This is a genomic window from Kitasatospora sp. NBC_00240 (assembly GCF_026342405.1).
Taxonomy (GTDB): Bacteria; Actinomycetota; Actinomycetes; order Streptomycetales; family Streptomycetaceae; genus Kitasatospora.
Genome location: NZ_JAPEMU010000005.1, coordinates 24,662 through 50,077, shown reverse-complemented (window position 1 = coordinate 50,077; position 25,416 = coordinate 24,662). Strand labels below are relative to the sequence as shown.

The following is a 25,416-nucleotide window of genomic DNA, read 5'->3' as shown; positions in this document are numbered from 1 at the left end:
AGAGCCGTTCATGGGAGAGCTCACCCGCCGCCCGGCGGAGATCAGCTACAGCCAGGTCCTGGAGACGCTGGCGCGCCTGGCCGCCGCGACGCTGGCCGAGGAGCACGCCGCCCGTCAGCGCTTCGAGCGGGTCGCGGCCAAGGTCGCCGACGCCGACCGGACCTACCACGCGGTGCGCATGCTCGGGTTCGACCCGTTCACGCTCGGCGACATCCAGCAGGTCGGCCAGTCGCTCGTCGGCCAGGCCACCGCCGTGATGGAGGCCGCCAACAGCGCGATCGAGCTGAACGCGGCCGCCCACCAGGCCGGGCGCAACGTGCAGCTGCGCCACGGCAGCATCGACGCCGCCGTCGCTTCCGCGCCGGTACCGGCTGCCAACCGCGAGGCGTACAACAACCGGCTCTGAGCCCGGACCTGTCGCGTCCCGGTCGCACACCGCACCGCCCGCCCCCGGCACCGCGCCGGGGGCGGGCGGTCCGGTGTCCGGCCGAGGTGCCGCACCCCGGCATCCGATTCCCCACGCCGAGGAGGTGCCGGCCTCGCCGTCCCCGTCCCCGTTTCCGCTTTCTGCTGACCCGCCCTCACCCTGCCCCGGAAGGACCACCCGTGAGCAAGACCAACCCCGCCCCGTCCGGGGCGGACACCACCGCCGTCCCCACCGAGACCGGCCCCCTGTCGGTGCGGCTGGCCCGCGGCGCCTACCGCCGGGCCTGGCGTCACCGCCGCCACCTCGCCCCGCTGTACAGCGCGGCGGCGCTCGCCGCCTACGGCCAGGCGATCACCCTGGCCCCGCATGGCGGCGTCGGCGCCCTCGCCGCGGACCTGGCGCTGCCCGCCGGCGTCGCCGGCCTGCGGGCCTGGCGCAAGAAGAAGCCCTACACCAACCGGGCGGCGCGCTTCCTGCACGCCCACCGGGCGCTGCCCACCCCGCCCGACCGGCCGATGCGCCGCGGCGAACTGCTGCGCACCTCGGCCGCCACCGTGGCGGCCGGCGCGCTGGTCACCGCGATGCCGCTGATGCACACCGGACCGTTCGAGGCGCCGATCGCCGGCTGGCTGTGGTTCGCGTGGCTGCCGGCCACCGCCGGACCGTGGTGGTGGCGCCGGCGCATCCGCGCCGCCCAGGACCAGCCCGAGGGCCAGGAGGAGCGGGCCGCCCGCTGGGCCGCGAAGATCGGCTCCTCACGCGGGGCGCTGCCCGGCTCCGTCCTCGCCAACGTCCGCGAGCTGGAGGTGGCCGGCGCGTGGGCGGCCGACATCATCCTCGACGCCGAGCGGCACACCACTGCCGACGCCCGCATGATGACCGGCCGCATCGCCGGCGCCCTGGGCGTGCCGATCGCCTCCGTCGCCGTCGACGCGCCGGCCGACGGCACCAACGACAAGGCCACCCTGCTCGTCTACGAGACCAACCCGCTCATCGAGGTACCGCACTGCCCCGTCGAGACGGCGCTGGACACCACCACCGGCATCGCCGTCCTGGGCCCGCACATCGACGGCAGCCCCGCCCTCTACCAGATGTGGCGCCCCGGCTGGGGCGCGGTCCACGACCACATCTCCGGCGCCACCGGCTCCGGCAAGAGTGGTGTCGTCACCTCCCTGTTCGCGATCGAACGCTGGGCGGACGGCCTGATCTGCTCCTGGGGCGGCGACCCCCAGTTCGGCAAGTCCTTCGGCTACTGGGCCGACTACCTCGACTACTTCGCCCCCGGCGTCGACGAGTGCCTCGCCATGCTGCTGGCCGCCGACGCCGAACTCGACCGCCGCTCCAAAGCCAGTGCGTTCGCCACCTGGACGGATGCCGACGGCGACCTCATGTACGGCGAAACCGACTTCGTCCCCACCGTCCAGGAGCCGCTGCTCGTCATCACCATCGACGAATGGCAGGACGTCTGGGGCGCCTACCCCGAAGCCATCGACATCGCCGTACGCATCGCCATCCTCGGCCGCAAGTGCGGCATCAAACTGCGCCTGATCACCCACCTGCCCACCCTCGACTCCGTCGGCTCCCCCAAGCTCCGCCAGCCCCTCACCAGCGGCAACATCATCGCGCTGCGCACCACCGAGAAGAGCGCCGGGCACGTCATCAACCTGCCCGCCGACCCGAACGACCTGCCCACCACCTGGCCCGGCAAGCCCGGCTCCACCACGACGGGCATCGGGTTCATCAAGTCCGTGGAGGCCCGCGCCGCCGTCTTCCGCGGCTGGCGCCCGGAGAAGAAGGAGACCGCGACGCGCTGGGCCAAGGGCGGCCGGCCCGGCACCCTCGGCGAGGAGTCCCGCGCGGTGTGCGGGAGCGCCTACACCGACTGGCGTGAGCGCCTGGCGGCCCGCCGGCGCGGTGAGACGCCGCAGGTTCCCGGCGTCGACATCCCCTTCGACGGCGAGGGCAAGGACGAGAGCGCCGGTGCGGCGCCGCAGGCCGCCAAGGCTGGCGGGAAGGCCGGCATGGTCAAGCCGGCCGAGCGTATCCCCGCCCAGACCACCTCGGCGTCCGCCGCCGAGTTCGCCAACCTCGTCACGGCCGCCAACGCCCCCGCCCGGGGCGAGAAGAAGCGCGCGATCCTCGCCTACCTCGACGAGCGCGGCGAGTGCACCAGCGGCGTCATCGCCGCCCACCTCGGCGTCTCCCCCTCCACGGTCTCCCAGACCCTGCGCAAGGCTGCCGAGAAGGGCGAGGCCCTGGACCTGGGCCACGGCAAGTGGGGCTCCGCCCAGCTCGCCGCCGCCTGACTCACCCCCACCCCGCACCCCTGATCGTGCCCGCCGCCCAACCCGGGCGGCGGGCACACCCATCCCTCCCACCACACGCGAGAGAGAAGGCCACCATGTCCGTCACCCACCGCCTGATCGTCGGCCGCGCCGGCTCCGGCAAGACCCGCACCATCGAGCAGCTGATCGCCGCCGAGAAGGCCGCCTGCGGACCGGCCGTCGCCGTCTGGGGCATCGAGCCGACCGGCCAGCGTCTGGCCGGCCTGGACCGCACCGTTGATGTCGACCAGGCCGCTCAACTGCTCACCGAGGCCCTCACCGTCGTCGCCGAGCGCACCGCCCGCGGCCGCGACCACGAGCCCACCGCGGCCGAGCCGCACATCCGCATCGTCATCGACGGCGCCGAGCCCGTCCTGCGCGACACCGAGACGGCCGGCCTCCTGCACCGCCTGGCCGCCACCGGCCGCACCGCCGCAGTCACAACGACCCTCACCACGTTCGGCATGACCGCCGCCACCTGGCCGCCGGCCCTGCGCCGCCACTACGTCCACGGCGAGGTCACCATCTGCGAGCACCCCCGCACCGAGGACTGACCAGGCCTCACGATCCCCTCTCCCGGCCTCTCCGGGGGCCGCCCGCCCCGCACCCCGAAGGAGACTGCCGTGAGCAGCGTCCACGAGACCCCCGCCAGTACCTCCCCGGACCTGGCGGTCGACCTCAACGCCTACCTGCTGGAGCCCGGCTACGTGCCTGCCTCGCTGGACGGCCAGGTCGTCGCCGTCCCGCTCCACCCCGGCCCCGCGACCCCGGCGCTGATCCCCGCCCTGGTCGACGGCCGCGTGATCGCCGTCCCCGTCCACAACCCCCTCGCCGCCCTCGCCCCGCAGGCGCAGCCCGCCCCGGCCCCCGCCACCCCCGCGCAGCCGGCCGCCGACCCGGGCCTGCCCCGCGCGGTGCGCCAGTGCGTGCTCTACGGCTCGGCCGCGGCCCTGGCCGCGGGCGGCTGCGTGTGGATGGTCGGCGCCGCCGTCGGGGACGTCGCCCCGCACGCCGACCAGCTCGGCACGGTCCTCAAGTGGGCGGCCATCGCGGTGGCCACCGTCGTGGTCGGCGTGGCCGCGCTGCTCGGCAAGCTCCGCGCCGTCGTCGCCGGCACCGGCACCGGCACCGGGGCGTCCGCGACCGCGAGCGGGGACGGCGCCAGCGCGACCGGCACCGTGCTGGCCCTGGTCCACCGCACCCACCAGACCAGCATCGGCAAGCAGACCGCCTGGGGCCGCGGCGGCATCACCAACAACAACGGCTGACAAACCCTCCAGGAGGACCCGCCCATGCACCCCGCCGTTCGCCGTCTCGTGCGGCGCCTGACCCGCCGCCCCGCCCCGGTGTGGCCCGCCGACGACCTGCCCAGCGTCTACCTGCCCGCCGGCACCGAGCCGCCGGCCCCCGGTCCGGAGGGCGAGCCCGACTGGTGCACCTGGCGTGCGGACCCCGCCGTCCAGCGGCTCCTGGCCGCCGCCGCCCGGCGCCAGGTCGGCGCCCAGGACTCCTGAACCCGGCCGACCGGTCCCCGTCCCCAGCCGCGCCCCGCCACCCGCAACCGACGGGCCGGCGGGGCGCGTCCGGTGGCGCCACCGGCCGACCGGCCGACACCACCGCACGGAAGGGATCCACCGTCATACCTGTTCTCCGCCGCCTGTTCCCCGCCCTCCGCCCCGCCCCGGCGCCCGCCCTTGACCTGGCTGCCCTGGCCGAGGGTCTGCGCCAGGCCGCCGAAGACATCCAGGCCGGGCGCGCCACCACCCTCGACTGGCTGTACGACGGCGAGCTGCTCGACGTCGACCTCCTGTCCCGCTACCGCGAGCGCGTCGACGCCGTCGAGGCCGACACCGACGCCGCCCGCGTCGCCTGACCGGGCGCCCGGCCTCGCCCCCGGCAACGCCCGCCCGCCCCGCCGCTCCAGGCAGGGCGGGCGGCGGCGCTCCCGGGGACGGGGCCGGCCGCCCGGCCGACACCGCGATCCGCCCGGAGGACGTCGTGAGCATCACCGTGACCCTCACCGCCGACCCGACCAACCCCGCCAAGGTGGCCACGGCCGCGACCGCCGCCATCACCGAGACCGTCCAGGCCGCCGCAGAGCGGTACAGCGCCCCGACCGGGCGGCTGCGCGAGGCCTCCTGGCGCAGCGGGCGTCTGGACGCCGGCGACCTGCTGGCCCGCCTGGCGGACCTGCCCGACCCCACCCCGGTGATGGTCGACGACGAGCTGCTGACCGCCGCCGGCTACGACGGCACCGTCCGCCTGCACACCGCCCGCACCGCCCCGCCCGCGCCCGGCGCCGAACTGCGCCCCGCGACCCCAGCGTCGGTGTGGCGCAGCGCCCGCACCGCGCTCCTGACCGTCGGCCAGCTGCGCGTCCACCTGGCCGACGTGCCGGACTTCGCGCCGGTCACCGTCGACGGCGACGCGCTGGAGGACGCCGACTACGGCGGCGCCCTCCAGCTCTACACCCCGTACACCGGCACCCCCGACGAGGACGAGGACGAGGACGACGAGGACGACGACTGCTGACGTCCCCGCCCGCCTGCCAGTCCGGCCCGCGCCGGCCCCACCCACCGGGGCCGGCGCCGCTGCCCCCTGCCCTGCCCTGCCGCCCTGCACCGCCCTGCCGAAAGAGGTCCGCTGTGAAGATCCGTCTGTTCGCCGGTGTCCTGGCCGACGCCGTCTCCTACACCGCCAAGGCCCTCCCCAGCCGGCCGCCGGTCCCGGTCATGGCCGGGATCCTCCTCACCACCGGGGACAACGGCCTGCGCCTGTCGGCGGCCGACGGCGAGGTGTACACGTCGGCGACGCTGTCCGCCGAGATCGCCGCCGACGGCCAGGCGCTCGTCCCCGGCCGACTGTTCAACGACATCTGCGGCAAGCTCCCGAAGGGCGCCGAGGTGGACCTGGAGGCCGACGGCGCCCGCCTCACCCTGCTGTGCGGCTCGGCGCGGTTCACCCTGCCGCTGCTGCCCATCGAGGAGTACCCGGCGATGCCGGCCATCCCCGACGCGGTCGCGCGCCTCGACGCCGAGGCGTTCGGCGACGCGGTCGCCCAGGTGGCCGTCGCGGTCGGCCGCGACGACACGCTGCCCGCCCTCACCGGCATCCAGCTGCGGCTCACCGGCGCTCTCCTGGTGCTCGCCGCCAGCGACCGCTACCGCGTCGGGCGCCGCGAGATCACCGTCCACCCCACCGGCACCCTGCCCGCCCCGGCCAAGAAGCGCCGCAAGCCCGAGCCGGACGAGGGCGCCGACCCGGCCGCCGAGACCAGCGCCGTACTCGTCCCGGGCCAGACGCTCGCGGACGCCGCCCGCGCACTGACCGGCGAACACACCGTCACCCTGCACTGGAGCGACGCCCTGTTCGCCCTCACGATCCCCGGCCGCACCTACATGACCCGCCAGCTCGGCGCCGAGTACCCGAAGATCGACGCCCTGCTGCCCACGGCGGCCGACTTCACCATCGCCCTCCCGGTCGCCGAGGCCATCGCCGCAGTGCAGCGCGTCGCCCTCGTCGCCACCCGCAACACCCCCATCCGCCTCGTCCTGGACAGCACCGGCGAGCACCTGATCGTCGAGGGCGGCTCCGGCGACGACGCCCAGGCCTCGGACCGCATCCCGATGAACATCCTCGACGGCGACCCGCAGAGCGCCGCCGGCGACGGCGCCGAGCGGTACGTCATCGCGTTCAACCCGGTCTACCTCACCGACGGGCTCAAGGCCCTGGGCACCTCCGAGGCGCGCCTCGACCTGCGCCAGCCCACCAAGTCCGCCGTCCTGCGCGCCGGCGGCGACATCGGCGACTCCTACCTGCACCTGCTCATGCCGGTGCGCATCTCCGGCTGACCCGCCACCGCCCCGCCCCGCACACCACGGGCGGGGCGGCCCCACGTTCCCGCACACACCGCACCACCATCGAGGAGAGCGTCCCCGTGTCCCAGCACCACACCGCCCCGCACACCACCACCGACCAGGACGACGCGCAGGCGCCCGACCTGATCTGGCACACCCCGCCCACCCGCCGCTGGCTGATCCGCGACGCCTACGGCACGCCCAGCATGGCCGCCACCGTCGCGCTCGCCACCGTTTCGCTGTTCGTGCTGATCGTGCTTGCGATCGCGGTGGGCCCGCACCTGCTGCACGCCCTCCAGTGGATCGCGCAGCCCGCGCACTCCACCGTCCCGGCCGGACGGCTGTGGCACACCGTCAACGACCCCATCTACTACTACCTCCAGACCCACTCGGCTGGCTTGCCCGCAGGACCGCGGACCCTGTTCACCTTCTGGGGCCTGGCCGGCGCCGTGATCCTGCTGCTGGCGCTGCGCCAGGGCGCCACCGTCGGCGTCCAGCTCGGCGCCGCGCTCTTCGGTGCACTGAGCGTCGCCATGGTCTGGCAGGGCACCGAAGGCCCCGGCAAGCCGGTCGCCGCCGGCCTCGCGGCCCTCGCGTGGGGCGTGCTCGCAGCCCTCGCCCTGACCGGCTCCTGGATCACCACCCACACCACCGTCATCAACGAGCCCCCCGCGCCCGCGCCGGCCGCCCCGGCGCCGGTCGTGCCGGTCACCGTCGAGGTCCCCGCGCCGCGCATCGAGGCCGTCGTCGTCGACGTCCAGACCCTCCAGGTCGACATCAACGGCCGCCGCCTCACCGGCGACGACGACCAGGACCACTGACACCCACGACCCCCGGGGCCGCCGCGAATCCCGCGCGGCGGCCCCGCCCCGCCCCGTCCCGCCGCACCCAACGGAAGGCCAACCCGCCGCATGCCCTGGTCCATATCCCGCGACAACCGCCTCGCCGAACTGCGCCAACTCCTGCACGACCGCTCCGCCACCCTCGCCAACCTCACCCCCGGCAGCGCCGCCCACACCGGCCTGCAGACCGAGTGCGACGCCATCTACGCCGAGATCAAGCAGCTCGAAGGCTCCACCGGCTGCTCCCCCGCCGTGCTGATCGCCATCACCGTGCTCGTCCTGCTCGTCGTGCTCACCGCACGCTGACCTCCCCCTTTCCGGGCACTCACGCTGCCCACCGGCCCGCGCCCCGCCCCCGGCACCCAGCCGGACCGGCGGGGCGCGCCGGTGCGCGGCGCGGCCGCCCGGCTGGCACCGCCCACCGGAAGCACGGAGCCGCCTCAGCTGGTGCTGCACCCAGCCACCGGGGACGGCGTCGTGGGCGGCCTTCACCCGTGCCGGTCGAAAGTCACCAACTCCCTGACCAGGCACCGCTTCACTACCGAAGATGACCGCACCACTCAACGTAAGGAACCCGATGCACCATCTCGTCACCCTGTCCGGCCTCGCCGCCCTCGTCCTGGCCCTGTGGGCCGTCCAGCTGACCGTGCTCGCACTCCACATCCGCTACACCATCCACCACGGCATCAACGACGCCGCCACCGAAAACTCCGAGATTGCCCTGGGGGCCGCCTGCGTCGTCGTCACGGTGCTCAGCGCCGCCGGGGGAGGGAACGCCATCAGTGCCGGCCTCAACGCCCCTCAATGGGGATGGACCCACGCGATCCTCGCCATCGGCGCCACAGCGTCCTACCTGCTCCTGACCTACGCCACCGGCTGGAACTCGCGGACCTGGTGGGACAAGCGCAAGACACGCAGGACCAGCCGCACCGCCGAAGCCGTCGAGACCACCGCCTGACAACCCTTCACTGACCACGGACGGGCCCCCTGCTCCACCCGGAGCGGGGGGCCTTTGCCTGCCCCGCGAGACCGCCCTCGCCCCCGGTCCGCACCGCCCGCCCGCCGCCGCCAACCGAGAGCAAGGAGCCACCCCGTCATGACCCCCTCCCCCGACCTGGCCGTCCTGCGGGCCGCCGCCCAGCGCGTCATCGAGCGGCACGCCGACCGGCCGCTGCCCGGCACCTGGCGCCTGGCCCGCCTGGACGCCCTGCCCGCCATCGCGCCCAGCTGCGACCAGGACCACCGCGGCCGCGCGCAGATCCACGCCGACGTCGACGGGCTGTACGACTGCTGCCCGCAGCCGTGGATCCGCGTCGGCGTCCTCCAGGTCGCCGACCTCCTCCTGGCCCTCCTCAACCAGCCGGCACCCGCGCCGGACCCGACGGCGGCCGCTCCGGAGGCGTTCAGCGACGACCCGACGGGCGCCTGGACCTGACCACCTACCACTGCACCGCTACCACCCCGAAAGGACACCGAGATGACCGAGACCGCCCGCACCCGCCTGCTCGCCACCGCCCTGGACACCGCCGACGGCGCAGCCACCGTCGCGGCCGCAGCCGCCGCCGGCCTCACCACCTACCGGGCCTTGGCCACCCGCCCCGCCGAGACCCGCCTCACCCTCACCGGAGCCGCCACAGCACTCGCCTTCTGCGTCGCCGACCAGGCCACCACCCTGCTGCGCCGCCCCCTGCGCCGGCACCTCGGCCTGCCCGCCTACGGCTACACCGCTCCCCTCGCCTCCCCGGCGGCGGCGCCCTCACCGGGGCAGCTCACGGCGGAGGCCGCCGTCGACGCCGCGCACCGTGCCGCCACCCACGCCCACACCCTCGACCACGGCTCCGGCAGCCTCACACAGCCCGCCAACTGGACCGGCGCGAGCGACGGCACCGCCAGCTGCGAGCTGACCCCCGACGCCCGCCTGCTCTGCGTCCCCGCCCCCAGCGACCGCTACGGCGCCGGCGCCCGCACCTACTACCTGGCCGCCGACGGCGAGCGCCCGATCGAAGTCCACACCCTCTCCGAGCTCGTCGCCCTGCTGGACCGCCTCGCCGCCGGCCTGGGCCTCGACCGGGAGAGCGACGACGACCAGGCCGAGCACGACCTCGACTACGACCAGCACGCCGACGGCGAGCAGCTCGACCACGGCGACCTGGACGACGAGGACGACCAGGACCCCGAGGCCCGTGAGGCCCTCTTCGCGGGCACCTACTCAGAGGAGCCGCCCTTCTGACACCCTCCGCGCTTTACGCCCCGCCGACGCTCCGGCCCCTCCCACCAGCAGCCCGGCCTCCTCTGCTTCCCCCGTACCGCTCCCACCGCCGATCCGAAGGACCGCATGCGCCGCCCCGTCATCTGCACCCGCCAGGTCAACCAGCGCGCCGGACGCCCCAAGTGGCCGGCCGGTGAATTCACCGGCCGCGCCGACTCTGGCACCACCTGTCCGGCGTGCGACACGACGGTCACCTGGTGTATCAGGCAGCGTGTCACCTCCGGCGTCACCAAGTACCTGCGCCGGCACGCTGGCTGATACACCAGGACTCCGCCGCCTCGGCTGTGCGATCGGCCTGGATCACATGGCCTGATCAATCAGGCCTAAGGGCTCGCTCTCCATCTCGGAGGGCGAGCCCTTCTGCGTTTCCGGGCCCTCTCAAGTGCGGCGGCCAAAGGGTCCAAACAAGCTTGGCCAACGCAGGTGCCAGCTCGGTTCCCTGTCCCCTCGGGGTCAGAAATTTCTGACCTCCCCATGCTTCGCGTTGTCAGGAGCGCCTTGCATTGTCGATCATGATGTCCCGATCACGACTAGCCAGGTGCTCCATGTCACCGAGAATGGGAAGAAGGACCCGGCGCTGGGTGAATCCGAGCTCCCTCGCCGCCTCCAGCCACCACTGCACGCGGCCTTCGTGCCAGTTCAGTGAGGTGCTTCCAGGGGGCAGCGCGATGGCGTGGGTGAGTAGCTGCCGCACCCTCTGGGACGATCCAGAACGAAGCACCTCACTGAGCAGCAGTGCGAGATCCTTGCTGCTGGGCTTGGCCTGGTCCTCCGCGGCTTGTCGCCAGTGAGTGATGAAGTCCGCCAGAACTTCCTGATCCGAGATGTTCACTGCGGCACATGTGAGGAGTTCGGTGGCCAGGTCAGACTTGCCCTTGCCTGTCCCACGGACGCCGCCACGGCGCAGGGCACATGCAAGGTTGCCCAAGTGCTGCGCATCAAAGCCGTACGACGAAGATGTGGCTACGTCGAAGGCCTCCCCGCGCAAGTCGGGACTGAGCAGCTCGATGCGGGCAGCTGCCAGAAGAGGGGTGCTGCGCACCGTCAGCGCCAGCATGCTGCGGATCTGGATGCGGGGGTAGTGGCCGACGGGCCCTCGCATCCACTCAGGCTCTGCTCGCTCCATGGCGTGCAGATGTTCGATCAGCACGGCGTCAGTCAACCCGGCCGCGAGGAGGTTCAACCCCGCGACGGAGAACCCGCCAAAGCAGTAGGGGAGGTCGCGCCGCAGAACCGTGGCTCCGGCCACTGCTTCCGCCTCGCGGTCGTTGGCCTGGGCCAGCAGCTGAACGACCAGCGTTCCCACCTTGTGAGCAGGTGTCGAGGCGACGAGGTGCTGCAGCACCCTGTTCCTAGGAATCTCTGGGAGCAGGTCGAACAAGGCGGTCACTACGTCCGCGCAATCGTCGTGGACGCCCGCAGTGCTGGTGAAAGCCTGCAGCAGTTCGTCGTTGCCACGCTCCCGGTCGATGCGTTCCACGACCGCAAGCAGGGCAGCCAGCCCCTGCGGGGTGAGCGCCTGTGTTCGCTGACGGATGGCATGGCGTTCTTCGCGGGACTTTGCCCGCAGGTAGGCGGACACCAAGTCCTGGGCGTACTGCAGAAACTCCGCTTCCGTCGATCCGCCCTGGAAGGCACCTTCGACCGGGACGATCCCCGCTGGTTGGTCCGGATCCACTGAGTGCCGGGCAGCCGCCGTCCGAGCCAGCTTCAGCTGCTCCTCCAAACCAGCGCACTTCTCGCGCAGAGCGCGCATCCGCGCCACCGCCGTATCCAGGCTGCTGAGCAGTTGAGCTACCCGCTGCTCCTGCTGCTCGCGATCCTGCTCCTGTTCTGCGCGCAGTCCCTCAAGCTTGCGCTGGGCGTCGCCCAAATCGCCGAGAAGCTCCGCCACGCGGCTGCGCAGGCCTCGGAGCTCCTGCTCGGCGCCCTCCAACGTCATCTCCAAGGTGTGGACCTGGTAGCGCATCGGGTGCTTCAGCTCAAGGGCCCGCTGCTGAGCAGCGTAGATCCGGGTCCGGGTCTCCTCAGTGACCTTCTCGGATCCGAGACGGGCCGTCAGTTCCAGCAACTGCCGGATCCACGTCCAGTCGGGTACGTGCTGGCCGTTCATGTACTTGGACATGGTTCCCGAGTTGATGCCCATGGCCTCCGCGAGATAACGGTGACTCTCAGGCCGACCGTCGACCAGGCGCCGTAACTCCCGGGCAAGGTCGCCGGCTGCGGCATCTGCCGCCTCACGCACCCGTCGACGCAGATCAGCTTCGGAAGACGCGTCCCTCGCCGGGGGGAGCGCCGCCGAAGCCAGTTCAATTTCGCTTGAGTCGCCCATGTCTCCCCTGCTGCACAGATCGGCAGACCTGCTGCACTTCTTCAGCACTCCACGTCAGTCAGATGCTCGCTGAGCACGCAGTTCATCGGGAGCTGCGATGGTCTCCAAGGAGCATGCAGTGCGCCATCATCCCACTTACCCCGCCGCCTCTGGAGGCGATCGCTTCCCCACCAACGATGCGATCGCATACCTCTGCCCCGGCTACCTTGTCGAGGCGCGCGTCGGCATTGCCGTGATCCACATCCAGCCCTCGCTGACCGAGTTCTACTGCGCGGTCCTCGCAGCACTGCTGCTCTCTGCTCTGGGATGGGCTACCCGCCGGATTGTGGCGAGCCGCAACAAGGAGCTGCGCCGGTACACACTGCTTGGCTCGGTGGATGCACAGGGAAATCCGCTTCTGCACGACACCACCCGCGGAACCGGCACGGTCATCACGCGAGACATCGACGGACAGCGGCGGCAGTTCGAACTGACCGATGCTCTCCTCCGAGACGGCACGTACGCAGCCGAGCCGCTGGAGCGCTACCTCTAGTACCGGGCTTGCAAGGTGTCCCTTGCTGCCGAGGCGGTGGCCCAAGCGGCGGTGCCCGCCAGGACTAGGGTGCTGGCGTGGATGCCGATCAGTCGAGGTGCAGATACAGATGGGCCCGTCCGGCGTACCGGACGGGCCCATCGTTGTTGTCCGCGGACAACAACCAACGTCGGCTGGCGTTACAGGTACTCGTGCAGTGCGCTGATCAAAGACTCCAGCTCATCCGAGTTCATTCCTGCCGCCAGCGTCTTTGCCTGCTCATCGATGGTGGCGCCCAACTGGTGCACGAGGGCCCTGGCAGCGAGCTCGGTGAAGGAGCTACGACGGGAAGCGGTGTCCGTCGTCCCTGTGTTGTCCGCGGACAACACGCCTGGCCGCGCGGGCGCTCTCTGCTCGGGAACGTCCGTCGTCTCTGTGTTGTCCGCGGACAACACAGCCACTGCGCTCCGCTGGGCCTCCAGAGCGCCCGCCTCGCCCACGTTGGTGTTGTCCGCGGACAACACCAACGTGGGCGCCTTTGCCTCGGAGACCTGGTGGGCTGCTGAAGCCGGCGTGTTGTCCGCGGACAACACATCGCCGGCCCCTCGGCGCTCCTTGGCCTCCTGTAGGAGGGCACGCTCCTCTTGCCGCTCCGCTGCTTCTTGAGCCCGAACGTCCTTCAGATGGGCGATCAGGTCGGTCGAGTCCAGCTCAGGATGGTCCTTGCAGTGCCTGGCCAGCAGTCGGCCGTCGCGTTCCGGCATCTCACCGGAGCTAAGCATCGCCTGGATCTGCTCGGGCAGGCGCAGCAGCGCGAGCTGGTTGGTGATCCAGGAACGATCTTTGCCCAAGCGCTCGGCTGCACGGGCCCGGGCACCCTTGTCGTACTCCTCGCTGCACACTTCCACCAGCTGCTGGACGCCGCGGGCACGCTCGATGACGTCGAAGTCCTCCCGTTCGAGGTTCTCCTTCAGCAGATGGTCGACGAAGTTTTCGCGGGTGGAAGCCAGGTCGTCGCGCACGACGAAGTCCATCGCTTCAAGCCCGACGTGGACGGCGCTGCGGTAGCGACGCTCGCCGTTAACCAGCACCCAGTCGGCAGCGCCGATCCGATCTTCGTGCTCGGGCCACAGCGCGAGGTAGGCGGTACGGGTAACCGCGACGCACGCAGCCAGCTGTACGGTGCGCAGCTCTTCGCCGAATCGGGTCAGCTCTTCGTCGGTGCCGAAGTTTCGGCGGGGGTTGAGCGGAGTGGGAGAGACCTCGGGGAGACGCAGCCGGACAAGCTCGTACTCAGGGACGTCGCCCTGGGTGACGGCTTTCGCGCGGCCTCGCGCACTACGGGTTCGGGCGCTGCCGAAGGATGACCCGGCACCGAGGCGGTCAGCGACGCTCATGCTGCCATCACCTGCTGGGCGATGGAACGCATGGCCTCGGACTGCTCACAATCCGGTGCGTAGGTCAACAGGGGCTGCTTGAGCCGGACGGCTTCGCGCTGCTCCTTCAGCTCAGGTACGACGGCGATGACCGGCGGATCGCCGATCTCCTGCCAAGCGGCGAGGGAGGAGGTGGCGATGTAGCCCTTGCGGCTGTCGTACATATTGACGATGAAGCCGAGCATGGCGATGTCGATCCCCATGTCTTCGGAGAGGTCCTGGATTTGGTCGGCGAGCATGTCGAAGGCGTCGGCGGAGGAGTCCTCGGCCAAGACAGGAATGACTACGCCGGAAGAGTAGTTGGCCTCGCCGTCCCGTGTGCGGGAGTAGTACAGCGCGGTGTCCATGGAGTAGCCCAGGCTCGGAGGGCAGTCGACCACGATGTAGTCGTACTCCTTTTCCAGCGGCTCCAAGGCCTTCTCCAGTGCGGTTTCCTTGATACGGACGTGGCGGCTGGTGGCCAGCTTTGCGTCCAGGAGGAACGCGTCGCGGCAGGCCGGCAGCAGGAACAGCCGGCCACCGAAGCCGCTTTCCTCTATCGGGACCAGCAGGTCGCGCAATTCACCCTTGCCCTCGCCCAGCATGTGCTTGGCCAGGCTCGGCTCGTCGATGTCGAGCATTGGGTAGCCGAGCTGCTTGGTCAGGTGGCCCTGCGGATCGAAGTCGATGAGCAGCACCCGGTTGCCGACCTCTGCGAGGCCCTGAGCGGTGCCGTTCGCCGTGGCGGTCTTGCCCACACCGCCCTTTTGGTTGCCGAAGATCAGGCGCCGGGCCCCGGTAGACCGGGGCAGTCGGCGCGGCGATGGATGGGTGTCCAGCCACAGTCGCACCGCCTGCGCAATGCCCTGATTAGCTGCGACCCCGCGCTTCTTGCAGTCGTCCTTGAGCTCCCCGTACAACCCGGTGGGGAAGTAGGTGGCGAAGGAGGTGCCGCCGGCGAGATCGACCTGTGGACGGGAAACGGAATCGGCGCGCCAAGCGTGGACGCCGTCAGTGACGGCGTCCTTAATGTCCACGCCCAGCTCAGCTGCGCGGATCTTCAGCTCCTGCCGCAAGCCTGCGGGCAACTTGGCGACTACCTTTTCCCGATCATCTGGGGAGTAAGGGGCAGTCATGCGGCTACCTTACTCATCGCCAAGTGGAAGGCAAGCACCCGGCTCGCCTCATAGTTGCTCAGACCTTGGCCCATGGACCACCGCCCACTCACGGACCAGCCGCGCGGGGCTCGCGCATGGCGGGGCCCGCAGCACGCCGAACGGATGGGAAGGAATCAGATCTCCCTCATCCGCGCCGACAGAGAGCTGGGCGTGCGTCAAGCAGTCGGCCCAGCCGTCCAGAGCGAGGACAAGCGGGCGTGCCGGAACTTCACAAGCCCAGATCCGTAGTGGCCCGCCAGACCGGGGCGAGCAGCTCGGCCAGGGCGACCGGCTCCCGTGCTTGGAAACAATTGTTTCCAAGTCGTTCGGGCATGGCGGGCAACAGCCGACTGTTCGTATTCCCGCCGACGTCGCACACCGAATTTGAACGGTGAACTGATCCGCAACGCGGGTGGCATCGCAGACACGGCGAGTTGACGGGTCCGGCTGGGGCTTCCTCGGCCGTTCCTCTAGCACCCAGCGCCGCCTGGCCCCCGTACCAGCCCGCCCCGGTTCGCGCTGAGGCGCCGCATCTCGAAGTCCCCGTTTCCGAACGGGGGCTTCGCACTGTGCCGGTGGCTAGGAGTGCGGGGGCGCTGGAGCGGGCGCGCGCCGGCTGGCTGTACCACCGGCGGCAACACGCCATCTCTCGGTGGTGTTGCCGCGTGCGGGGGAAGGTGGCTTCGCAGGTAGTGCCGTCGGCCGGCCCGTGCGGCTCGGCCGGACGGGGTATGCCCGTGTCCCGGGGATGGGTGGGTGAGCGATTTCGTGGGCGAGGTCAGTGCCCTTGCGTTCGATTCACGGGCGTGTGTGGGGTGCCGGGACTGCGGGGGTGGCTGGTTCATATCCGCTGGTGGCCGGGGGTGTTGGGGAGGGGACCGGTTGTGTCGGAGGCCGCTGATACACCAGGTTCCGGGACGGTCCGCGCACGGTGGACCGCCGTTGGGGAGGGGATTTCCATGGCTGGTGTACCCGAGGGCTTTCACCGCGTCCGGTCGCACGTCCGGCGCAATCCGCGGCCGAGCGCGAAGAAGACCAGCGGCTGGGTGATCGTCGGCGCGGTGGCGGCCGTCTGGCTGTGGGGGCAGGTCTTCGGCTTCTCGGACGCGAGCACCGCGGTGCCGACGGCGCCGGCCCCCTCGGTGTCGGCCCCCGCCGCAGCACCCGCTGCGCCGTGACGACCAGGCGCCGCAGCCGGTTCCGCAGACCGCGTGGCCCTGTCGAGCACGTCGCGGCCGGCATCGTCGCGCTCGCGGGCGCGGTGCTGGTGCTGCGCATGGTCCTGGCCGTGGGGCGGGTTCTGCTCGGAGCTTGGCCGCTCCTTGTGGTGGCGGCGGGGTGCGCGCTGGTCGTCGCTGTGGTGATCCGCCTGCGCCGGGCCGCGGCGCAGCGCAGGCGCGGCGAGCGGCTGGCGAGGCTTCGGCTGACCCTGGCCGAGGTCGATGCCCTGTCGGACCGGCAGTTCGAGTTCGCGCTGCGCGACCTGCTGATCCGCGACGGCTGGTCGGCCCGCCAGGTCGGCCAGCAGGGCGACCAGGCCGCCGACGTCATCGGCCGCCACCCGCGGCGCGGACGGATTGTCCTGCAGGCCAAGCACACCAAGGTCGGCGGCAAGGTCGGCTCCCAGGTGATGTACCAGGTGAAGGGGACAGCCGGCCCTGCCCACCGCGCCGACATCGCCGTCGTCGTCACCAACGGCACCTTCACCCGCGATGCCAAGACCTGGGGCGACAAGCACCAGATCCACTGGGTCGACCGCGACCGGCTGCGCGCCTGGGCCGAACAGGGTGTCGCCCTGAACGATCTTCTGGGCCTGCGGGACGGGGCGCGGAGGCGGGCCTTCGGACGGCCGGCGCCGTGAGCGGGAATCCTGCCGGCACCGGGAGTCGTGCGGCGGAGCAGGAGGGCCCGCGAGCAGCGACGGGTTGGGCGGCTCACCGTGCGGACGACCAGCACGATGGGCGGCCGGATCCCGAAGGGACCGGCGGCTTCGGCCTGGCCGCCGGCGGAGGCGGGGAGGCCGAAGCCGGTGGGGTGCTGTCGTCCCGGTGCGAATTCCGGCACCTGGGCACTCAGCAGTGGGTCGGCCCCCGCGCCGTGGTGCGTTCCGCCGGGCACCGGAGGGGTGCGTGTGGCGGGGGGTGGCGTTTGGTGGCGCTTCGCCAGAGCGAGGCACGGGGCCTTCGCCGCTACTGGACTGGATCTTGGGGCGCTGACGTGCGGGTTTCTGTCGCGGAATCAGCACTTCCGGTTTTCTGGCTTTCATATGGAGACCGGGAAAGATGCCGCTGCGTAACAGAAAAGGCACAGGGAGTCCGCGTGGGCGGCTAAGGTCCCGGTTGAGAGGCCCTGCTACGGCAGCTACCAACTGAGCGCAGGGCCCCTCATCACCGGATACCCGACCCAGGAGAACGCATGTCCCTGAATCGCAGTGCGGCCCGACGGCCAAACGTGCTGCTCAACCGCCGTCCCGACCGTAACACGGCATACATGCCGCAGTGGGGGAGCGCGGAAACCTCCAACGGCGTTGACTACGCGGTAAATCTGACGCTGGGCGCCTTCGTCGCCCTGCCCGCGATCGGCGTCATCCTGATCTGGGGCCTGGAGCCGACGGCCGCCGCGGCGGGCCTGGTGCTGGCGCTAGCGGGCATCGCCGACCGCTCCTACCTGGCGATCCGCCGGGCCCGCGCGAGCTGACACCGGCGCCCGCAGGGCGCCGCGCCGTCTTGGCCGGCGCCCCGCGGGCCCGCCCGCCGGTGATCGAAGTCCCCGGCGCAGCATTCCGACCGCTGACACAGCGGCGACAACCCCACACCACCCGTCAGTGTCCGTACCTCGTGCAGAGGTACGAGACAGGCAAGGACGACCCCCGTGACCACTGAACCGGCCCCCAACGAGTCCCTGTGCCGCAGCTGCGGCAAGCCGTTCCCGCGCGGCACCATCGGGCGCCCGGCCGTCTTCTGCTCCCGCGACTGCCGCATCTCCGCGAGCCGCGCGGCCGGCGCCCCCGTCAGCCCCCACCCCCGTGAGGTGCGCCGGGCCGTCAGCGACGGCCGACAGGTCGCCGCCGTAGGCCAGGACATGATCGCGCGCCTGCACGCGCTCATCGACCTCGCCTGCCTGCCCGAGCCGTCCTCTAACACCGTGGCCCTGCAGGCCTACCGCGACCTCGGCAGCGTCTACGAGGCCCTCGGCGCCGCCGTCGTGGAGCAGTCCCGCGAGCGACAGGCGAGCTGGGCCCAGGTCGGCACCGCGCTGTTCGTCAGCGAGGACACCGCCCGCAAGCGCTGGCCCGCCCAGAACGTCGACAAGATCCTCGCTACCTGGCGCATCAGCGCGCCCCGCCGTCCCGTCGCACCCCCCACCTCGGCCAGGGCCCTGCGCCGCGCACCCCGACCTCGGACTGCCGAGCCGCGCCGGGCCCCGGCCCAGCCGGGCGACGCGCAGCGCGGCGGGTCCGCCGGCCCCGGCCAGGACAGTGCAGGCGCCCACCCTCAGGAGCAATCCCAGGTCCCGCCCCCGACGAATCCCGGCGAAGCCGCCCGGCTGCTGACGACAGCTCTCTCACAACTGCAGCGCGCCGGCGGCAAAACCCTGCGCGTTCTCGCCCGCGACGCCGGCATCTCGCCGTCCTACGTCACCCGCCTCCTCGCCGGGGAGCGCCTTCCCTCCTGGCAGGTCGTCCGCAGCCTGGCTGCCGCCTGCGACGCGGACGCCTCCTCCCTGCGCGGCCTGTGGGAGGCCGCACGCGGCACCCCGCTCCAGCCCCGCGCCGACGCCCGCGCGCAAGACGCGGCGGCGACCCTGCACGACATCGTCTCCGACCTCCACCTCGCCGCTGCCCGGCCGACCCCGTCGGTGATCTGCAAGATGGCAAAGGGGCGCCTGCGCACCCGCGACGTCACGGCCCTGCTGGAGAGCGGCCGGGTTCCCGACTGGAGCGTCGTCGACCAGGTCGTCACCGTCCTGCACGGACAGTCCGCTGACCTGCAGCCGCTGTGGAATCAGGCCCAGTGCCAGGCCGCGGCCACGTTCCACCCGGCTCCTACCGAGCACGCCACCGCGGTCCGCACAGGCACCGCCGCCTGCTCGCCGCCCGCAGGCTCCTTCGGCTGACTACCAGGCACTCCACCCGGCGATTCGCCCGCACCCGCCCAACACCAGGAAGGGAGAACCACCATGAACGCCGCCCGGTACGCCGACCCCGCCGCCTCCCGAACCCCCGCGACGATCAGCCTTCCCATGGAATTCCTCGCGTTCTGCGAACTCCACCGGCCCCGCTACCTCTCCTACGCCCTCCTGCACACCGGCGACGAGCACCAGGCCGACCACGTCGTCCAGAAAGCGCTCGGCGATCTCGTCATCCACTGGGGACAAGCCCTGGCCAGCTCCAACGTCGCCGGCTACGCCTGGCCTCTCCTCAAGCACCACCTCGCCCGTCACACCGCCACCACCCCCGTCCGGCCCCTGCTGCGGACTATCCCTGCTGACGTCAGCGACGAGATGCTTCTGCGGGAGGGACTCCAACTGGACGAGGAGCAGATCGCCGAGACCACCGGCCGGCTGCGCGTCCTGCCCGCCCGTCGCCCTCAGCAACGCTCGGCTTCGGCTATCGCCGCTTCCAGGGCGGCCGGACGGCAAATGACCGTGGGCGACGGCGACAGGCCGGTCAGGTAGGCCAGCTGCGGATCGAGGCCGGCCCGCCTTCGAGGACAGTGATCCACCGCTGCCTCGACCGCGACCGAGCCATGGCGGGCGGTCAGCGTCGGTGTTCTGGGCGGGGGTGGACCTGGTCGACGGCGTTGTGGAGGCGGGCGAGGACGGCGGCGGTGGCTTCGCGGGTGACGGGGTCGCTCTCGTGGTCGAGTTTCTCGGCGAGGAGTTCGGCGGCGGCCGCGAGGACGGCGGCGGGCAGGGTGACCTCGCGCAGGGCCAGCATCTGGGCGGCGGCGCGTTGGCCGGGGCTGGAGTCCTCGGGGCGTTGGGGGATGAGGGCGGTCAGGCCGCGCTGTCCTGGCCGGGAGGCGCTGTTGCTGGTCACCGGGTGGTTCTCCCGCGATGCGCGTGGCAGCCCGACCAGGTCATTCGCCATCAGCGCACCCGGCGGCCGGGCCGGCCTGGTCGAGGGCGAATTCCATGACCGTGAGCAGGGCGGGCAGGTCCCGCTCCCAGGCGATGGTGGTCATGGCGAGTGCGGTGCGGGCGCAGCCGGTCAGGAGCAGCACGGTGGCCAGCTCCGGGTCGCTCAGGGGCTCATGGTGGTTGGTGAGTGGTGCGAGGAGGCAGCCTGCGGGGCTGAAGTACAGGTCCAGGCGCCTGCCCAGCCTGTCCGTCTCATCCTGGCCGGCGGGCTGGTCCGTGAGGGCGTACCGCCCCAGGACTTCGCCGACGGCGTGCGCCATGTCGATGAGGACCGCGCCCGTCTCCGTCCAGGGCCGCCGCCCGGCCAGGGTTCGCAGCCACTCCTCGGCCAGCTCCCCGCACGCCGCTGCCCGGCGCACCACCAGCAGTGCCTGGTCCTGCGGGCGGTCCGCGAGGGCGGTCGCGGTGCGGGCCGGCGGGAGGGGGCCGCGGTCGGGGCTAGGGTCCTCGTTCGTCATGCCTGCTCAACCCGCCCGAACCCGTGCCGGTCACGGCCGGCCAGCGACAAGTACAGCGTCGCAGCGGGCCGGGCCCGGGCGGGCAATACCGGCCGGGCCGGCCGGTGGTCAGGAGGCGCTGTGAAGGTGTCGGCCGTGGCCGGTCTTTTCCAGGGCGGTCTGGAGTTGGTCGCGGGTCATGGTGGAGCGGTGGGGGAGGTGGGCGGCAGTGGCCTTCTTGTACAGCTCACTCTTCGTCAGCCCGGACAGGTCCTCCTTCCGGCGGCCGGCCGCGGTGCCGGTCTTCTTGCCGGTGGCGCTGGTCGCCGGCCGGGCCCGGGTGGAGGTGCTCTTCTTGCCCCCGGTGTCCTTGGGCCGGTGCCCGGTGGAGGCACGGTCGGCTGCGGCGCCGGCCTTGCTCCCGGCTTCCGCCGCGCGGCTCTTCGCCTTCGCGGCCGCGCTCTTCGCGCCGGCCCCGGCGACCGCCTTGGCATCGTCGGCCTTGGCCGCACTGCCGCTGCCGGCGGTCTTGGCGCTCTCCAGGCTGCGGCCGAGGATGTCCATCAGGTCGAGCACGTTGCTCGGCGCCGGCGCCGCCTCGGGGGCGGTGACCTCCTGGCCGGCCTGCTTCGCGGCGATCAGCTCGTGCACCTTCTCCTCGAAGGTGTCGCGGTAGTCCTCCGGCTTCCACTCGACGGCGAGCATGTCGACGAGCTGCTCGGCCATGGCTAGCTCCCGGTCGGAAACTTCGGCGGTGTCGCTGCCGGCCGCCGGGAGGGTGGGGATCTCCGAGTGGGGATCGCGGACCTCGTCGGCGAAGTGCATGGTGTGGGCGGTGAGGATGCCGTTCTCGGAGCGGACGGCGGTGAGGTACTCCTTGCCGCGCATGGAGAACATCGCGATGCCGGCCCGGTTGGCCTTCTCCAGGGCGCGCTGCAGGAGGGTGTAGACCTTGCCGTACTCCTTGCCCTTGGGGCCGAGGTAGTAGGTGGTGTCGAAGTAGATCGGCTCGACCTGCTCCAGGTCGACGAACCCGGTGATCTCTATCGTCTTCGAGCGGCCGGGGGTGATCCGGTCCAGCTCGTCCGGCTCGACGACGACGTACTCGCCCTCGGCGAGCTCGAAGCCCTTCACGATGTCGCCGAAGGCGACCTCCTCGCCGGTGCGCTCGTTCACCCGCTTGTTGCGCACCCGGTCGGAGGTGCCGCGCTGGATCTGCCGGAACGCGACGGTGTGGTTCTCGGTCGCCGCGTACAGCGAGACGGGGACGGAGACCAGGCCGAAGCTCAGGATCCCGCTCCAGATGGGACGCGCCACGGCGCTCTCCTCTCGAACGGGACACCGGCAGCCGGCGTCCGTGGCGGGATCCCCCTCCTCTCCAGTTGTGCCACCCCGGACCGCCGCGCGCCAGCCCCGCTCCGCCCTGTGACCTGCGAGGACACGCCGAGTAAGGCACTTGCCCTCGTTCGAATGCATGTTCGATACTGGATTGGTGACCACCTCCGTTCCGCTTTCCCGCCCCCGCCCTGGCCGCCCCGAGCCGCAGTCGGCGGACGTGGTGCTCGCGCCGCGGGAGCTGCTGTCCGGGCCGGGCCGCACCTGGGCGGCGGAGGCACGCTGGCGGCGGGTGGAGGTCCGGCTCGGCGGCCGCTGGCGGCCGGCGGTGGTGGAGCGCTGGCGCCTGCACCACGGCTCGACCCGCTGGATCGCGCTGCTCCGCTGGGGCGCCGGGTCGGGCGAGCGGGCCTGGGTGCTCTACGACCCGGCAACCGTCCGCCAAGCGCCCCGCTCCACGGACGCGCTCGCCGGTACCCGGGGCGGGACTTCCGGGGTGCCGCGCTCCGGGGCGCGACCGGCGGACAGCCACAGCGCCATCGGGGGCCCGGGCGTCCCTGCGGGACGCGTGGGCTCCGATGCGGGGGCCGGCCTGCGGCGCGGTGCGGGGCGGGCGGGATGACCCGCGACCGGGCGATCCTGCACCTGCGCGTCCCCGGGGTGTCGTTCGAGGTGTACGGGCAGCTGTTCACGGTGCTGGCGGACGTCTCGCCGGTGGTGCAGGCCCTGCCGCCGGACGGCGCGCTGATGGACGTCACCGGCGCCCTCGCGTATTTCGGCCGGACCCCGGCGGGCCTTGCGGATCTGCTGCAGACCCGGCTGCTCGCCCGCTACGGCCTCACCGCGGCGATCGGCGCCGGCCCGAACCGGATGCTGGCCACGATGGCCGCCGAGACCTGCGCCCCGGGCGAGGTCCACGTCCTGGACCCCGACCCCGCGGCCGTCGAGGCGTTCCTGCGGGCGCGGCCGGTGGAGACCCTGCCGGGGGTGAGCCCGGTGCTCGCCCGCAGCCTTCGCCGCTACGGGATCGGACAGGTCGGCGACCTCGCCGACCTGCCGCCTGCAACCCTCCAGCGGGTCGCGGGCGGCAGCACCGGCCGCCTCCTGCACCAGCGCGCGCACGGCATCGACCTCCGCACCGTCGCGCCGGCCGGCCCGCCCGCGAGCATCGCCGCCACCCGCCGCTTCGAGCACGACGTCCTCGATCCCGATCAGGTCCGCCAGGCACTCCTTGCCCTGGCGGGCGACCTCGGCGCCCGGCTGCGCGTCGCCGGCAGGAGCGCCCGCACGGTGGAGCTGCAGATCATCTACGCGGACCGCAGCACGACGACCCGCTCCCGGACCCTGCGCGAACCGACCGCTCACACCCCCGTCCTCCAGGACACCCTGTACGCCTTGTACGGGGCGCTCGCTCTGCAGCGGGCCCGCATCCGCGCCGTCACCGCCCGCGTCGGGACCCTGGTGGCGGCCGAGCGTGCCTTCGTCCAGCTCACCCTGGACGCGACGACGGAGGACAGGCGGGTGCTGGAACCGGTGATCGACCGGGCCAACCGGCGCTGGGGCAGCGGCACCGTGCACCCGGGCGCCCTCACCAGGGCGAAGGCCCGGCCGGCCGGGCTGGCCCGCCACCGGGCCGCACCGTGAGCCGCCCACGCCGGCCCTCCCGGCGGTCCGCCTGGGCGGCGGCCGGGCGGTCAGGGGTCGCGGGGGTGCTCCAGGAGGGTGGGCGGCCCGAGGCCGAAGAAGTAGGAGAGGGCGAGCGGCGCGCTCGCCGGATCGCGCGGCCGAGCGTCGTAGCAGGCCCAGCCGCAGAACGACGTGGGGTTCCAGTCGGTCAGCTGCCGGCACTCCCCGCAAGTCATGGCCAGCGCCTGCTCGTCGGCCGCGTGCCGGTCCATGACTTGGCCAAAATCAGGCAAGACGACGCGCTTGCAACCGCTCTTCGACGGTAAGACCTTCGCCGGCATGGAGGTCTTCCTTCGCTGAGGGGCCGCGCGCCCAGTCCGACATCGTGGATGTCGCATCGACGTCGCTAGCGTCATACACATCGCAGCTATTACGAGGTCATTCCATAGCTACCGCTGACGCAACAGTCTTTACGTAACAGTCAGTTGAGGTCGCCGGGCCGAGCCTGCCAGTATCGCCACCGTGACCACCGCGACATCAGAGAAGCCAGAGCGAGCGTCCGCTCTGGAGACCCAGAAGGTGCTCCTGGCTCAGAAAGCCATCCGCGCCTTCGTGCCGGTCCGTAGGGACTTCGTGCAACGGCCGCCCAGGGTCAAGGACCGTAAGAGCGTGCTTGCCGAGTTCGTCAAGGGCCGGGACGTCCGCGCCCTGCGGGCTTACCTGTTCATCATTGCGATCACCAGTTCGGGCGACGACGGCTGGACTACCACCTTGAACAGCTCGGTATGGGCGCGGGCCCTTCACGCCACTGAGACCGCCGAGGACGACGCTGCCCGCGCTGCAGTGACAAAGATCCTCACCCGCCTGCAGGACCGTCGTCTCATCACCTACGAACGAGTCCCCGGTAACCACCGCATCCAGGTGACGCTTCTCCGCGAGGACGGAAGCGGGGACTCCTACACACGTCCCGGACGTGACAACCGCGACGCCTACTTCAAGATCCCCCATGAGGTCTGGGACGACCAACTGATCCACACTCTCGGTCTACCTGCACTCGCCATGCTCCTCGTCCTGAGCTGTGAACGCCCAGACGTCGAGCTGCCTCTGGAGCGCACACCCAAGTGGTACGGATGGTCAGCCGACACCGCCGAGCGCGGCCTCAAGGAGCTCGTGAAGAAGGGTCTGGCGGACGCCAGGAAGTCCTCCAAAGTGGCCCCATTGGCACCCAAGGGCTACACACTCTGCAACCGATACACCCTGCTCCCCCCGTACTTGCACCGGAGAGGCTCCGGGGCTTCCGACCCAGAGACCAAGTCCTAGCCAAGCTTCCGCTTGCGCCGGACGACCACCCCGCACGCGTCAGGACGCCGGCGGGGCGCAGCAGCAACTGCGCCCCGCCGAGCACACAACCGCCGAGGCACCACGCGACCAAGCAGAGCTGCCCCGGCTCCAAGCAGAGCCCCAGAAGGAGAAACCACTTGAGCGCCAACCGTAACGCGCGTACTGGCCACGAGGCACCCGTCATCAACATCAGCATGACGGGAAACGCGCAGCTCAGCCTTGTCACGCCGATGGGCGCCACCGACCACCAGTCCACCAGCAACGCAGCCGTGAACGCTCCCGAAGCGCACTCCAAGAAGGAGGGCGGCCCCCTCTGGATGAGCATGCTCTTCTGGACCGCCGTCGCGGCTCTTGCGGGCGTCGCGGGCGCGGTCGCCGCCTACCTGTAGAGGCAATCTGCG

General features: G+C 71.9%; 29 protein-coding genes. 22 read left to right on the top strand and 7 right to left on the bottom strand.

The features are described from left to right. The first annotated feature begins 10 nt into the window (after positions 1 to 10). The 12 genes from OG689_RS44235 (at position 11) to OG689_RS44180 (ending at position 9,680) form a co-directional block, all read left to right on the top strand. The gene (locus tag OG689_RS44235) at positions 11 to 406 is read left to right on the top strand and encodes a hypothetical protein (protein WP_266329267.1); all 396 of its coding nucleotides are present in this window, start codon (positions 11 to 13) and stop codon (positions 404 to 406) included. 200 nt (positions 407 to 606) lie between these two features. After that, on the top strand, positions 607 to 2,733 hold the full coding sequence (locus OG689_RS44230; RefSeq protein ID WP_266329265.1) for a winged helix-turn-helix transcriptional regulator: 2,127 nt from the start codon (positions 607 to 609) through the stop codon (positions 2,731 to 2,733). 95 nt (positions 2,734 to 2,828) lie between these two features. Continuing rightward, positions 2,829 to 3,305: a hypothetical protein gene (locus OG689_RS44225; protein ID WP_266329263.1), complete on the top strand. Its 477-nt coding sequence runs from the start codon at positions 2,829 to 2,831 to the stop codon at positions 3,303 to 3,305. Between the two features lie 69 nt (positions 3,306 to 3,374). Then, a complete protein-coding gene (locus OG689_RS44220; protein WP_266329261.1) occupies positions 3,375 to 4,019 on the top strand; it encodes a hypothetical protein in 645 nt (214 codons plus the stop codon). A gap of 24 nt (positions 4,020 to 4,043) precedes the next feature. After that, a complete protein-coding gene (locus tag OG689_RS44215; RefSeq protein WP_266329259.1) occupies positions 4,044 to 4,265 on the top strand; it encodes a hypothetical protein in 222 nt (73 codons plus the stop codon). A gap of 484 nt (positions 4,266 to 4,749) precedes the next feature. Next, entirely contained in the window at positions 4,750 to 5,283 is a 534-nt protein-coding gene (locus tag OG689_RS44210) for a hypothetical protein (RefSeq protein WP_266329257.1), read from the top strand. 113 nt (positions 5,284 to 5,396) lie between these two features. Next, on the top strand, positions 5,397 to 6,602 hold the full coding sequence (gene dnaN, locus OG689_RS44205; RefSeq protein ID WP_266329255.1) for a DNA polymerase III subunit beta: 1,206 nt from the start codon (positions 5,397 to 5,399) through the stop codon (positions 6,600 to 6,602). 86 nt (positions 6,603 to 6,688) lie between these two features. Then, positions 6,689 to 7,429, top strand: coding sequence for a hypothetical protein (locus OG689_RS44200; RefSeq protein WP_266329253.1), 741 nt, complete (start codon positions 6,689 to 6,691; stop codon positions 7,427 to 7,429). A 90-nt stretch (positions 7,430 to 7,519) separates the two neighbouring features. Then, entirely contained in the window at positions 7,520 to 7,756 is a 237-nt protein-coding gene (locus tag OG689_RS44195) for a hypothetical protein (RefSeq protein ID WP_266329251.1), read from the top strand. Between the two features lie 271 nt (positions 7,757 to 8,027). Then, positions 8,028 to 8,408, top strand: coding sequence for a hypothetical protein (locus OG689_RS44190; protein ID WP_266329249.1), 381 nt, complete (start codon positions 8,028 to 8,030; stop codon positions 8,406 to 8,408). Between the two features lie 138 nt (positions 8,409 to 8,546). Next, positions 8,547 to 8,885: a hypothetical protein gene (locus tag OG689_RS44185; RefSeq protein ID WP_266329247.1), complete on the top strand. Its 339-nt coding sequence runs from the start codon at positions 8,547 to 8,549 to the stop codon at positions 8,883 to 8,885. A 42-nt stretch (positions 8,886 to 8,927) separates the two neighbouring features. Continuing rightward, positions 8,928 to 9,680 carry a hypothetical protein gene (locus tag OG689_RS44180; RefSeq protein ID WP_266329245.1) on the top strand — a complete coding sequence of 251 codons (753 nt, stop codon included), beginning with the start codon at positions 8,928 to 8,930 and terminating at the stop codon, positions 9,678 to 9,680. A 526-nt stretch (positions 9,681 to 10,206) separates the two neighbouring features. Here the strand turns inward: OG689_RS44180 and OG689_RS44175 are convergent. Continuing rightward, positions 10,207 to 12,051, bottom strand: coding sequence for a helix-turn-helix domain-containing protein (locus OG689_RS44175; protein ID WP_266329243.1), 1,845 nt, complete (start codon positions 12,049 to 12,051; stop codon positions 10,207 to 10,209). A gap of 97 nt (positions 12,052 to 12,148) precedes the next feature. Here OG689_RS44175 and OG689_RS44170 point away from each other — a divergent pair, with 97 nt between their 5' ends. Next, the gene (locus tag OG689_RS44170) at positions 12,149 to 12,583 is read left to right on the top strand and encodes a hypothetical protein (RefSeq protein ID WP_266329241.1); all 435 of its coding nucleotides are present in this window, start codon (positions 12,149 to 12,151) and stop codon (positions 12,581 to 12,583) included. A 179-nt stretch (positions 12,584 to 12,762) separates the two neighbouring features. On the opposite strand, the gene OG689_RS44165 is transcribed toward OG689_RS44170, so the two are convergent. Together OG689_RS44165 and OG689_RS44160 are read right to left on the bottom strand one after the other, a co-directional pair. Beyond that, positions 12,763 to 13,959 carry a ParB/RepB/Spo0J family partition protein gene (locus OG689_RS44165; RefSeq protein WP_266329239.1) on the bottom strand — a complete coding sequence of 399 codons (1,197 nt, stop codon included), beginning with the start codon at positions 13,957 to 13,959 and terminating at the stop codon, positions 12,763 to 12,765. Then, complete coding sequence (locus OG689_RS44160; RefSeq protein ID WP_266329237.1) at positions 13,956 to 15,113, bottom strand: ParA family protein; 1,158 nt, start codon at positions 15,111 to 15,113, stop codon at positions 13,956 to 13,958. Before OG689_RS44160 ends, OG689_RS44165 begins: the two co-directional genes overlap by 4 nt. A 980-nt stretch (positions 15,114 to 16,093) precedes the next feature. On the opposite strand from OG689_RS44160, the gene OG689_RS44155 reads away from it, so the two are divergent. The 5 genes from OG689_RS44155 (at position 16,094) to OG689_RS44135 (ending at position 19,811) form a co-directional block, all read left to right on the top strand. Beyond that, positions 16,094 to 16,312: a hypothetical protein gene (locus OG689_RS44155; RefSeq protein ID WP_266329235.1), complete on the top strand. Its 219-nt coding sequence runs from the start codon at positions 16,094 to 16,096 to the stop codon at positions 16,310 to 16,312. After that, positions 16,309 to 16,995, top strand: coding sequence for a restriction endonuclease (locus OG689_RS44150; protein WP_266329233.1), 687 nt, complete (start codon positions 16,309 to 16,311; stop codon positions 16,993 to 16,995). Before OG689_RS44155 ends, OG689_RS44150 begins: the two co-directional genes overlap by 4 nt. 629 nt (positions 16,996 to 17,624) lie before the next feature. Further along, the gene (locus OG689_RS44145; RefSeq protein WP_266329231.1) at positions 17,625 to 17,831 is read left to right on the top strand and encodes a hypothetical protein; all 207 of its coding nucleotides are present in this window, start codon (positions 17,625 to 17,627) and stop codon (positions 17,829 to 17,831) included. 174 nt (positions 17,832 to 18,005) lie between these two features. Further along, a complete protein-coding gene (locus OG689_RS44140; protein WP_266329229.1) occupies positions 18,006 to 19,250 on the top strand; it encodes a helix-turn-helix domain-containing protein in 1,245 nt (414 codons plus the stop codon). A 63-nt stretch (positions 19,251 to 19,313) separates the two neighbouring features. Next, positions 19,314 to 19,811, top strand: a complete 498-nt coding sequence (locus tag OG689_RS44135) for a hypothetical protein (protein ID WP_266329227.1) — start codon at positions 19,314 to 19,316, stop codon at positions 19,809 to 19,811. 82 nt (positions 19,812 to 19,893) lie between these two features. Here the strand turns inward: OG689_RS44135 and OG689_RS44130 are convergent, their stop codons facing one another. The 3 genes from OG689_RS44130 to OG689_RS44120 all read right to left on the bottom strand — a co-directional run bounded on the left by OG689_RS44130 (position 19,894) and on the right by OG689_RS44120 (position 22,030). After that, the gene (locus OG689_RS44130) at positions 19,894 to 20,175 is read right to left on the bottom strand and encodes a hypothetical protein (RefSeq protein ID WP_266329225.1); all 282 of its coding nucleotides are present in this window, start codon (positions 20,173 to 20,175) and stop codon (positions 19,894 to 19,896) included. A 40-nt stretch (positions 20,176 to 20,215) separates the two neighbouring features. Further along, complete coding sequence (locus OG689_RS44125; protein WP_266329223.1) at positions 20,216 to 20,734, bottom strand: hypothetical protein; 519 nt, start codon at positions 20,732 to 20,734, stop codon at positions 20,216 to 20,218. Between the two features lie 108 nt (positions 20,735 to 20,842). Then, positions 20,843 to 22,030 carry a Ku protein gene (locus OG689_RS44120; protein WP_266329221.1) on the bottom strand — a complete coding sequence of 396 codons (1,188 nt, stop codon included), beginning with the start codon at positions 22,028 to 22,030 and terminating at the stop codon, positions 20,843 to 20,845. Positions 22,031 to 22,205: 175 nt separating this feature from the next. Between OG689_RS44120 and OG689_RS44115 the strand changes: the two genes are divergently transcribed. After that, positions 22,206 to 22,670 carry a hypothetical protein gene (locus OG689_RS44115; RefSeq protein WP_266329219.1) on the top strand — a complete coding sequence of 155 codons (465 nt, stop codon included), beginning with the start codon at positions 22,206 to 22,208 and terminating at the stop codon, positions 22,668 to 22,670. Continuing rightward, the gene (locus tag OG689_RS44110) at positions 22,667 to 23,692 is read left to right on the top strand and encodes a hypothetical protein (RefSeq protein ID WP_266329217.1); all 1,026 of its coding nucleotides are present in this window, start codon (positions 22,667 to 22,669) and stop codon (positions 23,690 to 23,692) included. The genes OG689_RS44115 and OG689_RS44110 overlap by 4 nt, the downstream gene beginning before the upstream one ends. Before the next feature lie 50 nt (positions 23,693 to 23,742). Here the strand turns inward: OG689_RS44110 and OG689_RS44105 are convergent, their stop codons facing one another. Beyond that, entirely contained in the window at positions 23,743 to 23,946 is a 204-nt protein-coding gene (locus tag OG689_RS44105) for a hypothetical protein (protein WP_266329215.1), read from the bottom strand. Between the two features lie 250 nt (positions 23,947 to 24,196). On the opposite strand from OG689_RS44105, the gene OG689_RS44100 reads away from it, so the two are divergent. Both OG689_RS44100 and OG689_RS44095 read left to right on the top strand, forming a co-directional pair. Continuing rightward, positions 24,197 to 24,994 carry a hypothetical protein gene (locus OG689_RS44100; protein ID WP_266329213.1) on the top strand — a complete coding sequence of 266 codons (798 nt, stop codon included), beginning with the start codon at positions 24,197 to 24,199 and terminating at the stop codon, positions 24,992 to 24,994. A 215-nt stretch (positions 24,995 to 25,209) separates the two neighbouring features. Continuing rightward, positions 25,210 to 25,404, top strand: coding sequence for a hypothetical protein (locus OG689_RS44095; RefSeq protein ID WP_266329211.1), 195 nt, complete (start codon positions 25,210 to 25,212; stop codon positions 25,402 to 25,404). Positions 25,405 to 25,416 lie beyond the last annotated feature (12 nt).

Coding starts and splice junctions, on each gene's coding strand:
- OG689_RS44235 (WP_266329267.1), top strand. CDS start 11: ATGGGAGAGCTCACCCGCCGCCCGGCGGAGATCAGCTACAGCCAGGTC.
- OG689_RS44225 (WP_266329263.1), top strand. CDS start 2,829: ATGTCCGTCACCCACCGCCTGATCGTCGGCCGCGCCGGCTCCGGCAAG.
- OG689_RS44215 (WP_266329259.1), top strand. CDS start 4,044: ATGCACCCCGCCGTTCGCCGTCTCGTGCGGCGCCTGACCCGCCGCCCC.
- OG689_RS44195 (WP_266329251.1), top strand. CDS start 7,520: ATGCCCTGGTCCATATCCCGCGACAACCGCCTCGCCGAACTGCGCCAA.
- OG689_RS44190 (WP_266329249.1), top strand. CDS start 8,028: ATGCACCATCTCGTCACCCTGTCCGGCCTCGCCGCCCTCGTCCTGGCC.
- OG689_RS44185 (WP_266329247.1), top strand. CDS start 8,547: ATGACCCCCTCCCCCGACCTGGCCGTCCTGCGGGCCGCCGCCCAGCGC.
- OG689_RS44180 (WP_266329245.1), top strand. CDS start 8,928: ATGACCGAGACCGCCCGCACCCGCCTGCTCGCCACCGCCCTGGACACC.
- OG689_RS44175 (WP_266329243.1), bottom strand. CDS start 12,051: ATGGGCGACTCAAGCGAAATTGAACTGGCTTCGGCGGCGCTCCCCCCG.
- OG689_RS44170 (WP_266329241.1), top strand. CDS start 12,149: ATGGTCTCCAAGGAGCATGCAGTGCGCCATCATCCCACTTACCCCGCC.
- OG689_RS44165 (WP_266329239.1), bottom strand. CDS start 13,959: ATGAGCGTCGCTGACCGCCTCGGTGCCGGGTCATCCTTCGGCAGCGCC.
- OG689_RS44160 (WP_266329237.1), bottom strand. CDS start 15,113: ATGACTGCCCCTTACTCCCCAGATGATCGGGAAAAGGTAGTCGCCAAG.
- OG689_RS44155 (WP_266329235.1), top strand. CDS start 16,094: ATGGCTGGTGTACCCGAGGGCTTTCACCGCGTCCGGTCGCACGTCCGG.
- OG689_RS44145 (WP_266329231.1), top strand. CDS start 17,625: ATGCCGCAGTGGGGGAGCGCGGAAACCTCCAACGGCGTTGACTACGCG.
- OG689_RS44135 (WP_266329227.1), top strand. CDS start 19,314: ATGAACGCCGCCCGGTACGCCGACCCCGCCGCCTCCCGAACCCCCGCG.
- OG689_RS44125 (WP_266329223.1), bottom strand. CDS start 20,734: ATGACGAACGAGGACCCTAGCCCCGACCGCGGCCCCCTCCCGCCGGCC.
- OG689_RS44110 (WP_266329217.1), top strand. CDS start 22,667: ATGACCCGCGACCGGGCGATCCTGCACCTGCGCGTCCCCGGGGTGTCG.
- OG689_RS44105 (WP_266329215.1), bottom strand. CDS start 23,946: ATGGACCGGCACGCGGCCGACGAGCAGGCGCTGGCCATGACTTGCGGG.
- OG689_RS44095 (WP_266329211.1), top strand. CDS start 25,210: ATGACGGGAAACGCGCAGCTCAGCCTTGTCACGCCGATGGGCGCCACC.